The organism is Streptomyces sp. NPDC001941 (assembly GCF_040296945.1).
In the GTDB taxonomy this organism is placed as follows: Bacteria; Actinomycetota; Actinomycetes; order Streptomycetales; family Streptomycetaceae; genus Streptomyces.
The window spans coordinates 53,488-66,824 of the sequence record NZ_JBEOYE010000004.1 but is presented as its reverse complement, the minus strand read 5'-3'; the positions used below and the strand labels follow the sequence as shown (position 1 = coordinate 66,824).

At 73.3% G+C, this 13,337-nt stretch carries 10 protein-coding genes and 1 pseudogene; 4 read left to right on the top strand and 7 right to left on the bottom strand.

All coding sequences use genetic code 11. The features are described from left to right. The first annotated feature begins 70 nt into the window (after nucleotides 1-70). Both ABT160_RS05405 and ABT160_RS05400 read left to right on the top strand, forming a co-directional pair. Nucleotides 71-673, top strand: a complete 603-nt coding sequence (locus ABT160_RS05405) for a hypothetical protein (protein WP_351643807.1) — start codon at nucleotides 71-73, stop codon at nucleotides 671-673. A gap of 219 nt (nucleotides 674-892) precedes the next feature. Further along, entirely contained in the window at nucleotides 893-1,846 is a 954-nt protein-coding gene (locus ABT160_RS05400) for a helix-turn-helix domain-containing protein (RefSeq protein WP_351643805.1), read from the top strand. Nucleotides 1,847-1,931: 85 nt separating this feature from the next. On the opposite strand, the pseudogene ABT160_RS05395 reads toward ABT160_RS05400, so the two are convergent. The 4 genes and pseudogenes from ABT160_RS05395 to ABT160_RS05380 form a co-directional block, all read right to left on the bottom strand. Further along, a pseudogene (locus tag ABT160_RS05395) lies at nucleotides 1,932-2,930 on the bottom strand (threonine ammonia-lyase); the annotation flags it as partial. A 172-nt stretch (nucleotides 2,931-3,102) separates the two neighbouring features. Then, nucleotides 3,103-4,188, bottom strand: a complete 1,086-nt coding sequence (locus ABT160_RS05390; protein ID WP_351643803.1) for a serine hydrolase domain-containing protein — start codon at nucleotides 4,186-4,188, stop codon at nucleotides 3,103-3,105. Between the two features lie 15 nt (nucleotides 4,189-4,203). Then, nucleotides 4,204-5,637 carry a UDP-N-acetylmuramate--L-alanine ligase gene (gene murC / locus ABT160_RS05385; RefSeq protein WP_351643801.1) on the bottom strand — a complete coding sequence of 478 codons (1,434 nt, stop codon included), beginning with the start codon at nucleotides 5,635-5,637 and terminating at the stop codon, nucleotides 4,204-4,206. Between the two features lie 180 nt (nucleotides 5,638-5,817). Next, nucleotides 5,818-6,930 carry a branched-chain amino acid aminotransferase gene (locus ABT160_RS05380; RefSeq protein WP_351643799.1) on the bottom strand — a complete coding sequence of 371 codons (1,113 nt, stop codon included), beginning with the start codon at nucleotides 6,928-6,930 and terminating at the stop codon, nucleotides 5,818-5,820. Nucleotides 6,931-7,383: 453 nt separating this feature from the next. On the opposite strand from ABT160_RS05380, the gene ABT160_RS05375 reads away from it, so the two are divergent. Then, nucleotides 7,384-7,623, top strand: coding sequence for a hypothetical protein (locus tag ABT160_RS05375; protein WP_351643797.1), 240 nt, complete (start codon nucleotides 7,384-7,386; stop codon nucleotides 7,621-7,623). 100 nt (nucleotides 7,624-7,723) lie between these two features. On the opposite strand, the gene ABT160_RS05370 is transcribed toward ABT160_RS05375, so the two are convergent. Next, nucleotides 7,724-9,781, bottom strand: coding sequence for a phosphocholine-specific phospholipase C (locus ABT160_RS05370; protein WP_351643795.1), 2,058 nt, complete (start codon nucleotides 9,779-9,781; stop codon nucleotides 7,724-7,726). Nucleotides 9,782-10,088: 307 nt separating this feature from the next. Between ABT160_RS05370 and ABT160_RS05365 the strand changes: the two genes are divergently transcribed. Next, the gene (locus ABT160_RS05365) at nucleotides 10,089-11,009 is read left to right on the top strand and encodes an endo-beta-N-acetylglucosaminidase H (protein ID WP_351643794.1); all 921 of its coding nucleotides are present in this window, start codon (nucleotides 10,089-10,091) and stop codon (nucleotides 11,007-11,009) included. 110 nt (nucleotides 11,010-11,119) lie between these two features. Here the strand turns inward: ABT160_RS05365 and ABT160_RS05360 are convergent, their stop codons facing one another. Then, nucleotides 11,120-12,838 carry a DEAD/DEAH box helicase gene (locus ABT160_RS05360; protein ID WP_351643792.1) on the bottom strand — a complete coding sequence of 573 codons (1,719 nt, stop codon included), beginning with the start codon at nucleotides 12,836-12,838 and terminating at the stop codon, nucleotides 11,120-11,122. A gap of 94 nt (nucleotides 12,839-12,932) precedes the next feature. Beyond that, the gene (locus tag ABT160_RS05355) at nucleotides 12,933-13,136 is read right to left on the bottom strand and encodes a cold-shock protein (protein ID WP_351643790.1); all 204 of its coding nucleotides are present in this window, start codon (nucleotides 13,134-13,136) and stop codon (nucleotides 12,933-12,935) included. Nucleotides 13,137-13,337: the final 201 nt, after the last annotated feature.

The following is a 13,337-nucleotide window of genomic DNA, read 5'->3' as shown; positions in this document are numbered from 1 at the left end:
CGCGCCCGGACCGCTGTTAAGCCTGAGGGTGCCTGACGCGATGTCAGGTCCACAGCGAGGAGCGAGGCGGATGCGTAGATCACTGGTGTGGTGCGCGAGCGCGCTGGCGTGTGCCGGTGTGCTGGCGGGACCGGTCACGACGGCGGCGGCCCACACGGCGGGCCCGGAGGCGGCGGTACGGGTGGCGGCCGCGGGCACGCCGGCCACGGACCCCCTGGCGGACCCGCCGCCCCCGGACGCGGGCACCGAGCGGGAGATGCGGCGCCAGGCCAAGGGGTTCTACACCTTCGGCAAGATGGGCGCCGCGAACGCCGAGACCTCCAACTTCGCGGGCGACGTCTTCAACGGCCAGATGGACCAGGTGAAGCTGGAGGTCGGCCTGAAGAAGGTGGACGCCTCGCTCGACAACCTGCTGGCCATCATCCCCGGCGGTCCACCGGCCCACCGCAGCACCTCCCCGATCCTCGCCGCCACCATCGACGCCATCAAGAAGGAGGTCCGCAAGCTGGCGGACGCCCGGTCCCGCAACGACTACGGCGCCCTCATCGCCAGCGGCGCCGCCCTGACGACGCAGATGAGCCTGCTGTCGGCCCAGATGTTCACCGGCTTCGGCATCGACATCGCCCGCCAGGTGCTCGACGCGGTCTTCCAGCCCGCGGCCCCGCCCAAGTGACGCACGGCGCCCGGCCCGTGGTACTCGCGTCGCCGCGCGGGTCGTCGGGCCGGGCGCCGGGGCCGGTGGCTCCGGTACGACGCACGGGGTACGACGCACGGACGTGACACCGTGGTGCGACCGGTATTGGCCGAAAATCCTCACCGAGGCACAACCTCCTTTCCGCCACGGATGGTTGAGGGGATACTGGGATTCCGCGTAGTGACCCGGGAGCCGTGCATGTGTGCCGCGCAAGAGGACTTCACTTCCCGTTCGGGTGAGCCGTACGGCGCCGGGCGGGCGCTGTCCCTCGACGGGCTGAGCCGGATGGAGAACTACCCCTCCGCCCTGAAGATCATCCTGGGTGGGCAGTTGCGCAGACTGCGCCTCTCCTCCGGCCTCTCCCGCGCCGAGGTCGCCCGTCGGCTGGGGCTCTCCGAGGCGAAGGTCGACCGCGTCGAGGGCGGCCGGCAGAGTTGCAAGTCGGCCGACGCCCGCGCGCTGCTCGCGCTGTACGGGGTCGACAACCCCGTACACGTACGGGAGTTCATGCAGCTCCTCGAGCACGCGCGGGAGCCCGAGTACTGGCAGCCCTGGCACGACAGCGTCCAGGACTTCTTCGAGCCGCTGATCTCCCTCGAAGGCGCCGCCTTCCGGATCCGCATCTACGAACCCAACTACGTGCCCGGCCTGTTGCAGACCGCGGCGTACGCCGCCGACGTCATCTGGGGGGAGCGGCCCGGCCGCACCGCGCACCAGGTCGCCGAGCTCGTGGAGCTGCGCATGGAGCGCCAGCGCCAGCGCGAGCTCCAACTGGCGCAGGACGCCGCCCCGCAGCTGTGGGTGGCGGTGCGCGAGGAGGCCCTGCGCTGGTCCGTCTCCGACCGGGAGGTCATGCGGGCCCAGGTCGGCCACCTCATCGAGTGCGTCGAGCGGCGAGAGGCCGCCGTCCAGGTGGTCCAGCCCGAGGCCATGGGCGTCGCGGCCCTGACCGGCAACGTCACGTACCTGCGCTTCGGCCGGGTCGACCTGCCCGACGCGGTGTACTGCGAGCAGCTGGCGGGATCGGTGTTCCTCCAGGACCCGGTCACCGTCGAGCACCACCTGGTCCAGCTCAACCGCCTGGCCGCCGTCGCCCGCGACCCGTCCGAGTCCCTGCGCTGGCTCAAGGAGCTGTACGACGGCGTCTGGTGAGCCCGCACGACCACGCCCACCGCACGACCACACGACCGGACGGTACGAGCAGGCCGGCCCCGGCCCCGGTCACTCACGCTGCGCCCCGCAGCAGGCGCCCGGCGACGTCCGGGTCGATGTTGCCGCCCGAGAGCACGGCGACCACCGGGCCCTCGAAGCGTCCCCGGCCGTCGAGCAGGGCGGCGACGGGGCTCGCCCCGGCCGGTTCCACCACCATCTTCAGGCGCTGCATGCAGGTGAGCACCGCCGCCCCCAGCGCGTCCTCCGACACCGTACGGACGTCGTCGACGAGCTTCTCCAGCACCGCGAAGGGCAGCCGCCCTGGCCGGGCCACCATGATGCCGTCCGCGACCGTCGGCCGGGGCGGGACCGTCACCGGGCGGCCGAGCGCCAGTGACGCGGGATAGGCGGCCGCGTTGCGCGCCTGCACCCCGATCACCCGGATGTCCGGGTCGTGGGCCTTCACCGCCAGGGCCACCCCCGCCGCGAGCCCCCCGCCGCCCACGCCCACCAGGATCGTCCGCACCGGCGGGCACTGCTCGACGATCTCCAGGCCCACCGTGGCCTGCCCTGCGACGACGTCCCGGTGGTCGAAGGGGTGGACGAACACCGTGCCGGTCAGCCGCGCGTGGGCCTGGGCGACCTCCAGGGTCTCGTCCACCACCGCCCCGGCCAGCCGCACCTCGGCCCCGTACTCGCGCGTCGCGGCCACCTTGGGCGCGGGCGCCCCCACCGGCATGAACACGGTGGCGCGCATCCCGAGCAGCGACGCGGCCAGCGCGACGCCCTGCGCGTGGTTGCCCGCACTGGCCGCCACGACGCCGCGCGCCCGCTCCGCCGGGGAGAGGGACGCCAGCCTGACGTAGGCGCCGCGCAGCTTGAACGAACCGGTGCGCTGCAGGTGTTCGCACTTGAGGTGGACGGGGGTGCCCGCGAGGGCGCTGAGGTGGCGGCTGCTCTCCAGCGGTGTCCTGCGGACCACCGCGCGGAGCCTGTCGCGCGCGGCGCGTATCTCGTCCAGGCCGGGAGGGGCGACCTCGGTCAGGGTGCCGCCCGGGGCGGTGTGCGGGCGGTGCGTCAGCAGGCGTGCGGGACGTGCAGGGTACAGCTGTCGGGCGGTCATCATGCGTACCTCTGTGCTTTCGTCGTGGTGTTCATCGGACTCCGCCGGGGGCGGCGTGCGACGGCTCGCGTGGACGCGAGCGGCCGGAGGCGATCGGGCTCATGCGAACGCGAACTGCCGGAAGCGGTCGCGCTCATGCGAACGCGAGCTCACGGAACCGGTCGCGCACCCCGGTCATCGGGCCCCGCTCGCGGCCGAAGTGGAGCTTGTTGGTGAGCAGCAGGGCCCAGCGTCCCTTGCGCGGGCACACCCACATCCCCGTACCGGTGAACCCGTAGTGCGCCCAGACGTCCGCGGCGGGCGCGGTCCCCGGCGCCAGGTGCCACAGCAGCCCGCGCACCGGGCGCAGGGCGCCCGTGTGGACGCGCAGTGACTCCGTGACCCAGCGCGGGCCGAAGCCGGCCGGTGCGGTGCCCGGAGTGCCGCCCAGGACGTGGCGCAGGAAGGCGGCCACGTCGTCGGCCGTGGAGAAGAGCCCCGCGCTGCCGCACGAGGAGCCGAGGACCCGGGCGGAGTAGTCGTGCACCGTGCCCCAGGCGTGCCGGCCGGTCTCCGGATCGAGCTCCGTCGGCGCGCAACGGGTCCGCCGGGCGAAGGGGAGGGGCCCGTAGCGGGTGCTGCCCATGCCCAGTGGCAGGAACGTCCCCTCCTCGGCGCAGACCCCCAGCGGCCGTCCCGTCAGGTCCTCCACCAGGAAGCCCAGGATGATGGCGGCCCGGTCGGTGTACTCCACGGCCTCGCCGGGCGGACGCCGCAGCGCCGCGCTCAGCACGCCCCGGCGCACGGCCGCCGGGTCGCTGCCGTACAGCGGCTTCAGCTGGGCGCGCAGCGGCAGTCCGGCGGTGTGGGTGAGGAGCTGGTGCGCGGTCAGCCCGCCCACCGGGCGGCCCGCCACGGCGGGCCAGTACGTGCCGAGCGGCGCGTACGGGTCGAGCAGGCCCGCCTCCCACAGGGCGCCGACCGAGGACCAGGTGGCGAACACCTTGGTGAAGCTCGCGACGTCGAAGGCCGTGCCGGGCAGCGTCGGCGGCCCGGCGGGGTCCCCGGTGAGCGTTCCGGCCGTGCCCGACGCGTGCGTGCCCGAGGCGTCGCCGACGGCCCACACGGCCCCGGGGTACACCCGCTCGCGCACTCCCTGCTCGACGAGTCGGCGCACGCAGGGGAAGCAGGGGCGCCGGCCGGGCAGGCGGGTGCCGGGGTGCGCGGTGGTGGCGTTCATGAGGGCCACGGTCGCTCACCCGGTCCCGGCGGGGGAGGCGGTCCCGCGCAGTTCGTCCAGAATCAGCGGCCCGAGCAGGGTGACGTCCCCGCCGCCCATCGTGACCAGCACGTCGCCGGGACGGGCCGCCCCGGCGAGCAGTCCGGGGGCCGCCGCCATGTCGTGCACCGCGCGGACGTGCGCGCCCGCCTCCACGGCCGCGTCGACCACCAGCGCGCTGGTGACGCCGGGCAGTGGTTCCTCGCGCGCCGGGTAGACGTCGAGGACCAGCGAGGCGTCGGCCAGCGCCAGCGCCCGCCCCATCGCGGCGCCCAGGTGCCGGGTGCGGGAGAACAGGTGCGGCTGGTAGACGACGAGGAGGCGCCGCTCCCCGTACATCTCCCGCAGCGCCTCCAGGTCGGCCCGCATCTCCGTCGGGTGGTGGGCGTAGGTGTCGACGACCGTGACGCCCGCGGCGGTGCCCTTCGGCTCCAGCCGGCGCCTGGCCCCGGTGTACGAGCCGAGCGCGTCGGCCAGTCGGACGACGTCCAGGCCGAGCGCGTGGCCCGCGGCCAGCGCGGCGACCGCGTTGTGGGCGTAGTGCCGGCCGGGCACCGGGACTGTGAAGAGCAGGGTGCGGGGGCCGAGCGTGACCCGGACCTGGCTCAGGCCGCCCCGGCGGGCGATGCTCCGGATGCGCACGTCGGCGTCCTCCGCCTCGCCGTACGTCACGACGCGCGCGGGCCGGTGCGCGCCGAGCCGCCGGGTCAGTTCCCGCGCGCCCGGGTCGTCGGCGGAGACGATCAGGGTGCCGCCGGGTTCGACGCCGGCGACGAAGGTCTCGAAGGACTCGTGGACCGCCTCCAGGGAGGCGTAGTTGGCGTGGTGCTCGAACTCCACGTTCAGGACGACCGCGACCTCGGGCCGGTAGGCGTGGAAGCTGCGGTCGCTCTCGTCCGCCTCGACCACGAAGAGGTCGCTGTCGCCCCGGCGCGCGTTGGAGCAGGGGGCGTCGAGGTCGGCCCCGATGGCGTACGAGGGGTCCGCGCCCATCGCGGTCAGCGCCACGGCCAGCATCGAGGAGGTCGTGGTCTTGCCGTGCGTACCGGCCACCGCGACGGTCCTGCTCCCCGCGATCAGCGCGGCCAGCGCCTGCGAGCGGTGCAGGACCGGCACGCCCAGGTCCCCGGCCCGTACCAGCTCGGGGTTGTCGGGGGCGATGGCGCTGGAGACGACCACGCAGCTCGCGTCGGAGGGCAGCCGGTCCGCCCCGTGCCCGGCGGACACCCCGGCGCCCAGCGCGCGCAGGGCGGGGAGCGTGGCGGAGTCGTACGCGTCGCTGCCCGAGACGCGGGCGCCGCGCCCGACGAGCAGTTTCGCGATGGCGGACATGCCGGAGCCGCCGACGCCGATGAAGTGCGGGCGCCCGAGGGCGGCGGGCAGGGCGGCCAGGGTGGTGGGGGAAGACATGGGGGACCTCCTGGGGGCGTTGGGCGTTGGGCGTTGGGCGTTGGGAGTGGGGAGTGGGGAGTGGGGGAGTGGGGAGTGGGGGAGTGGCGGGGGCGGGACGGGTCCGGACTCGGCGGACGCGTACGGGACCGGCGGCGCGCGCACGAGAGGGTGGGGCGCGCGAGGGGGCGCGGCGCGTCGTCAGACCGCCGACAGGGCCGGGGCGGGCGCGACCTCGCGCATCCATCCGCGCCGGTCCGCCGCCGTGCCGCGCTGGATCGCCGTGAGCGCCTCCCGCAGCCGCGCGGTGACCGGGCCGCACCGTCCGTCGCCGACCGTCCACGGGCCGGCCGCCGAGCTGGCCCGCCCCACGGGCGTGATCACCGCGGCGGTGCCGCAGGCGAACACCTCGGTCAGCGAGCCGTTCGCGGCGTCCCGCTGCCACTGCCGTACAGAGATCCGCCCCTCCTCGGCCCGGTGGCCCAGGTCGCGGGCGAGGTCGAGCAGCGAGGAGCGCGTGATGCCCGGCAGCAGGGAGCCGGTCAGGCGGGGCGTGACGACGCGGTCCCCGTACACGAAGAACAGGTTCATCGCGCCCATCTCCTCGACCCACCTGCGCTCCTGCGCGTCGAGCCAGACCACCTGGTCGCAGCCCCGCTCCTCCGCCTGGGCCTGGCCGAGGAGGGACGCGGCGTAGTTGGCGCCGGTCTTGGCCGCGCCGGTGCCGCCCGGCGCGGCCCGCACGTACTCCTCGCAGATCCACACCGACACCGGGTCGCCTCCCCGGGCGAAGTAGCCCTCGGTGGGGGAGGCGATGACGGCGAAGAGGTACTCGCGGGCCGGTCGCACCCCGAGTCCCGGCTCGGTGGCGATCAGGAACGGGCGCAGGTAGAGCGAGTGGCCCGGTCGTCCCGACACCCAGGCGCGGTCCCGGGCGACGAGCGCGTCGCAGGCGGCGAGGAACGTCTCCTCGGGGAGCTCGGGCATGGCCATGCGGGCGGCCGACTCCCGGAAGCGCCGCGCGTTCAGCACGGGCCGGAAGGCGGCGAGCCTCCCGTCGGGCCCCCGGTGGACCTTGAGGCCCTCGAAGACGCCCTGCCCGTAGTGCAGGACCATGGCGGCCGGGTCGAGGGGCAGCGGGGCGTACGGGCGGACCTGCCCGTCGTGCCAGCCGCGCCGCTCGTTCCACCTGAGGGTGACCATGTGGTCGGTGAAGTGGTGGCCGAAGCCGGGAGAGCGGAGGATCTCCTCGCGCCGTTCGGGTGCGCACGGCGGCCGGTGGGACGGGAGGTGGGCGAAGACGGGGGTGGTCATGGGCTTCTCGCCTCTCTGGGTGCCGCGGCGCGTCGGGTGCGCGCCGCGCGGCCCCGCGCCGTGCGACACCGCGGTGGTGCGGGTCGGGCCTTGCGGACGTCGATCACGCTAGGAGGGCGGTGTATCTGCTGGATGACGGAACGCCCGCTGCTCCGTGTGCGTAAGGCCTCGGGCCCGTCCCGTCAGGACGGTGTGAGGAAGGGCGCCTGTCCGGGCCCGTCGGACGGCGTGGGGAAGCGGTCCCCGTCCCGCCGAGCCGGCGTGAGGAGGCCCCACCGGGACCGGCCCGCTCGCTGGAATTGATTGGCCTAGACCTGTTGTGCGGTGTACGGGACGCCCGCTAGGTTCGTCCCGGCTGCGCAGCCGATATCGCCTGATGGGCCAGCACGACCCGTACGTCACGCATCGTCATGCTCTGCGCCGGGACGACCGGCGCCTTCAGGAGGGCCTGCCATGTACCGTCGTATCGCAGCCGCCGTCGCCACCGTCGTGGCTGGATCAGCACTCGCGCTCGGCACCGCCGCCACCGCCGAAGCGGCCCCGCCCGGCTTCTACGCCCGCAGTCACCACGCCTCCCTCGCGGAGTGCAACGCGGCCGGCCAGGCCGGCCGCAACATCTGGGGGGCGCTCTACTTCTGCGAACCCTTCGCCCCGTCCCGCCCCGACGTCTACGTCCTGTGGGTCCGCTACTGACGCGCGCTGACCAGCACCGACCCACGTCGTTTACATACGCGCGACGGCGCCCCGGGCCGTTCCCGGGGCGCCGTCGTGCTCGGAAGACCCGCCGTGCGGATCAGGCCGTCGCGATGTGCGGGTCGCTCACCCCCGGCTCACCGTTCTCGACGTGCCCCGCGAGGCGCCGCAGGTAGCCGGAGTCGCCCTCCACCACCACCTCCAGGTCGTACCACCGCCGGGTGCCGCTCAGGTCCACCGTCCGCTCCACGCTCGCACCGGCCCGCACGACGGTGGTCACCGGCGCACCGCCGTAGGCGTTCGTCACGGTGACGCGCGCGTCGGCGGAGGCCGGGTTGCGCAGGGTCAGCCGCAGGTTGCCGGTCGCGGCGTCGTGCCGCGCGGTCACCTCGGGCTCCGCGGTCTTGTTGTCGCCCTTGAAGGCGCGCAGGAAGCCGCCGGGGCCGTGCACCGTCAGGTCGTAACGCCCCTGGGAGTACGACGAGTTCCAGCTGTCGGACAGGGACTTCGCGGCCTCCGTGGTGTACGTCCACGGCCCGTCCGTACGGCTCTGCGACCGCACCTGGAAGGCCGCGCCCGCCGCGTCCCCGCTGCCGAACGTCAGCTGGTACTTCCCGGTGCCGACGTCGGCCGCGCCGTCCACGTAGGGCGCGTACGGCAGCGGCCGGGTCGGGCGCGAGCCCGCCTCCTGCTTCGGCAGCGCCCCCGTCGCGGGCGGCGTCGGCACGTAGCTCTCGTGGCGCTCGCGGTCCGGCGGCTCGTAGCCCGAGGTGTCGGGCAGCGAGGCCGGGGAGGTGACCTCCAGGGAGAAGTCGAACGCGGAGGTGAGGTCGCCGCAAATGGCCCTGCGCCAGGGGGAGATGTTCGTCTCCCGCACGCCGAAGCGCTCCTCCATGAAGCGGATGACCGAGGTGTGGTCGAAGGTCTCCGAGCAGACGTAACCGCCCGTGGACCACGGCGAGACGACGACCATCGGCACGCGCATGCCGAGGCCGTAGGGCCCGGCCGCGTAGGAGCCGCCGCCCGGGTAGTGGTCCAGGGCGGTGTCGACCGTGGACCGGCCCTCGTCCGCCGAGGCCGGCGGCACGGGCGGCACGACGTGGTCGAAGTAGCCGTCGTTCTCGTCGTACGTGAGGAACAGCGCCGTCCTCGCCCACACCTCCGGGTTGGACGTCAGCGCGTCGAGCACCCGGGAGATGTACCAGGCGCCGTAGTTGGTGGGCCAGTTGGGGTGCTCGCTGAAGGCCTCGGGCGCGGCGATCCAGGACACCTGCGGCAGGGTGCCGGCGGCGACGTCGGCGCGCAGCCGGTCGAAGTAGCCGTCGCCCGCCTTGGCGTTCGTGCCGGTGCGCGCCTTCTCGTACAGCGGGTCGCCGGGCTTGGCGCCCCGGTAACTGTTGAAGTACAGCAGGGAGTTGTCGCCGTAGTTGCCCCGGTAGGCGTCGTCGATCCAGCCCCAGCCGCCGGCCGCGTCGAGGCCGTCGCCGACGTCCTGGTACACCTTCCAGCTCACCCCCGCGCGCTCGAGGCGCTCGGCGTACGTCGTCCAGCCGTACCCCGCCTCCTGGTTGCCGAGGACCGGTCCGCCGCCCGCGCCGTCGTTGCCGACGTGCCCGGTGAGCATGTAGTAGCGGTTGGGGTCGGTCGCGCCCATGAACGAGCAGTGGTACGCGTCGCAGACGGTGAACGCGTCGGCGAGCGCGTGGTGGAACGGGATGTCGCGCCGCGTCAGGTACGCCATCGCACCGGTGCCCTTGGCGGGGACCCAGTTGTCGTACGCGCCGCCGTTGAAGGCGCTGTGGCCGCCGGCCCAGTCGTGGTCGAGCCCCGCGATGAAGCGCATGCCCAGGTCGTCGGCGTCCGGCCGGTAGGGCAGCGTCTCCGTGCCGCCGCCGGACTGGTGCCACACGGGCTTGCCGCTGGGCAGGGTGACGGGGCGCGGGTCCCCGAAGCCGCGGACGCCCCTGAGCGTACCGAAGTAGTGGTCGAAGGAGCGGTTCTCCTGCATCAGGACGACGATGTGCTCGACGTCCTCCAGGGTTCCGCTGCGCCGCGCCGCGGGGATCGCGGCGGCGCGGTCGATGGAGCTGGACAGGGCGGCGGAGGCCGCGGTGGCCCCGGCGATCTGCAGGAAACGGCGCCGGTTGATGTCTGTCATGGGGGGAGTGGCTCCTGTGGGGGTGGGAGGTGTCGCGCGCAGCCGTTGTACTCGACCCGATCCACTCGATCAAGAGACATGACCAACATGAGCGTTGTGATCGGAAAACCGGGTTGGATCATGTACGAACGCCTCCTGTTCAGGACAGTCCCGGGTGTGGCAGGCTCCCACCCGGTCGGGCGAACGCGGCGCGTACGGGCTCGTTGACGAGCCGTCACTCACGGCCGCCGGGCCGTGCGGTCCCGCACGAGCAGTCCCCCGACGAGCAGTCCCCCACGAGCAGTTCCCTTCCACGAGAGGCCCACCGATGAGGTTCACGTCCGGCCGGGGCAGAGTCCGCACCGCCCTGTTCACCGTCCTGACCGCCGCGCTGTTCGCCGGCGGCACCACGGCCACCACCACGGCCACCGCGGCGGCCCCCGTCGCCAAGCAGGGGCCCACCTCGGTCGCGTACATCGAGGTCAACAGCGACAGCATGCTGAACGTCGGCAAGTACAAGCTGGCCAACGGCGGCGGGAACGTCTTCGACGTCGCGGTCATCTTCGCCGCGAACATCAACTACGACACCACGAAGAAGTCCGCCTACCTCTACTTCAACGAGAACGTGCAGCGCGTCCTTGACAACGCTGCCACCCAGATCCGCCCGCTGCAGGCCAAGGGCATCAAGGTCATGCTGTCGGTGCTCGGCAACCACCAGGGCGCGGGCTTCGCCAACTTCCCGAACCAGACCGCCGCTTCGGCCTTCGCCAAGCAGATGTCCGACGCCGTCACCAAGTACGGCCTCGACGGCATCGACTTCGACGACGAGTACGCGGAGTACGGCAAGAACGGCACCGGCCAGCCCAACGCCAGCTCGTTCGTCAACGTGGTGACCGCGCTGCGCGGTTACCTGCCGAACAAGCTGATCTCGCTGTACAACATCGGCCCTTCGGCCTCCCGCCTCTCGTACGGCGGCGTGGACGTCTCCTCGAAGTTCAACTACGCCTGGAACCCGTACTACGGCACCTGGGGCGTCCCGGGCATCGCCCTGCCGAAGTCCGGCCTCTCCCCGGCGGCCGTCGACATCCAGGCGACCCCGTCCGGCACCGCCGCCAGCCTCGCGCAGCGCACGGTGAGCGAGGGGTACGGGGTGTACCTGACGTACAACCTGAACGCCGGCGACCGCAGCTCGTACGTCTCCTCCTTCACGCAGAAGCTGTACGGGAGCAACGCGGTCTACACGCCGTGACGTCCTCGACGTCTGGCTGACAACGTTGCCATCCCCTGAGGAAGAGGGCGGCGCCGTGCGGCGCCGCCCTCCGTCAGACCTCAGCCGGTGTCAGCCGGGTGTCAGGGTGGTCAGCCCTCCCGGCTCCCGCGCCCGGACGCACCGGCGCCACCGCGCCGGCCGCCGCGCGAGCCGCGCCGGGAGGAGCCCCCGGCCCCGGCCCCGGACCCGGAGGCCGCGCCACCACCGGTACGGGACGCGCCCGCGCCCGAGCCGGTCGTACGGGACGCGGACCCGCCCTGCGTACGGGACGCGGGCTTGCGCTCGGTACGGCGGACACCGTCACCGGTGGCGCGCTCCGAGCCGGTACGGCGCTCCGAGCCCCGGCTCTGGGTGCCCCGGCCCTGCGTGCCCTCGCCGGTCGCGGTACCGGTGGCGGTGGAGCGACCGCCACCGCTACGGCGGCGGCCGGAGCGTCCCCGGCGCGAGCTCCCGTCCTTGGCGTCGCCGTCCTTGCGCTCCGGGCGCGAGGAGGCCGGTGCGGTCGGCTGCGGGACCGGGATGGTGACCGGGACGCCCGACGGCTCGCGGGCGCCGGTGATCTCGGCCAGCTCGGGGTCGGTCGACTTGATCCGGGTGGTGCGCGGCCGGATGCCCGCGTCGGACATCAGCTTGGTGACGTCCCGCTTCTCCTCCGGCAGCACCAGCGTGACCACGGTGCCGGACCCGCCCGCGCGGGCCGTGCGGCCACCGCGGTGCAGGTAGTCCTTGTGGTCGGTCGGCGGGTCGACGTTCACCACGAGGTCGAGGTCGTCGATGTGTATGCCGCGGGCCGCGACGTTCGTCGCCACCAGCGCCGTGACCTGGCCGTTCTTGAACTGCTCCAGGGTGCGGTTGCGCTGCGGCTGCGAGCGCCCGCCGTGCAGCGGCGAGGCCAGCACGCCGGAGGCGAGCAGCCGCTTGGCGAGGCGGTCGGCGGACCGCTTGGTGTCCACGAAGAGGATCACCCGGCCCTCGCGGGCGGCGATGCGCGCGGCGACGGCCTTCTTGTCGGGCTGGTCCATGACGTGCAGCACGTGGTGCTCCATCGTGCTCACCGCACCGGCCGACGGGTCCACGGAGTGCACCACGGGGTCGGTCAGGAACCGCTGCACCAGCTTGTCGATGTTCGCGTCGAGGGTCGCCGAGAACAGCATCCGCTGGCCGTCCGGGCGCACCTGCTGGATCAGCCGGGTGATCTGCGGCAGGAAGCCCATGTCGGTCATCTGGTCGGCCTCGTCGAGGACCGTGATGCGCACCTGGTCGAGCACGCAGTCACCACGCTCCACCAGGTCGTTCAGCCGGCCGGGGCTGGCCACGACCACCTCGGCGCCGCGCCGCAGCGCAGAGGCCTGGCGGGTGATCGAGAGGCCGCCGACCACGGTGGTCATGCGCAGGTTCACCGAGGTCGCGTACGGGGTGAGCGCGTCGGTCACCTGCTGGGCGAGCTCGCGGGTGGGCACCAGGACCAGGGCCAGCGGGGCCTTGGGCTGGGCGCGCAGCCCCGCCGTACGGGCCAGCAGCGCCAGGCCGAAGGCCAGCGTCTTGCCGGAGCCGGTACGGCCGCGGCCGAGCAGGTCACGGCCTGCCAGCGAGTTCGGCAGCGTGGCGGCCTGGATCGGGAAGGGCGTGGTCACGCCCTGGGCCGCGAGGGTCTTCAGGAGCGCCTCGGGCATGTCCAGAAGCGCGAAGTCCTCGACGGCGGGGAGGGCGGGTGTGGTGCCCTCGGGCACCCGGAACTCCCTGGGCGACGCGGGGGACGAAGCGGCCGGGGTGCGTCGGCTCGTCTTCTTCTGGGGCTTGCGGGACATGCGGTCTGCCTTCCTGAAGAGCCTGGAAACAGCGCGAGCCGGGGTCCGCACCGTGCTGGTGCGGACCCCGGTCGGCGGATGACACGCCCTGCGGTCAGGCGGGGACGATGTTCTCCGCCTGCAGGCCCTTCTGGCCCTGCGCGACGTCGAAGCTGACCCGCTGGCCCTCCTGGAGCTCACGGAAGCCCTGGGACGCGATGTTCGAGTAGTGGGCGAAGACGTCGGGGCCGCCGCCGTCCTGCTCGATGAAGCCGAAACCCTTTTCAGAGTTGAACCACTTCACGGTTCCCTGCGTCATGACGTTCTCCTTCTGTAAGGCAGAGGCCCCATCCGGAAACGCCGGAAAAAACAAACAAGCGCCTGCAGGAGAAACATTTCCCGTCAGGCGCCAATAGGTTCATGGGTACCACAACTGCAACTCCCCGAGCCTAACACAGCTGGCTTTTGCCAAGGAAACGCAGGGGGCGGGACCAGGGGCGGAGCGCCTGCGCGCCCGCCC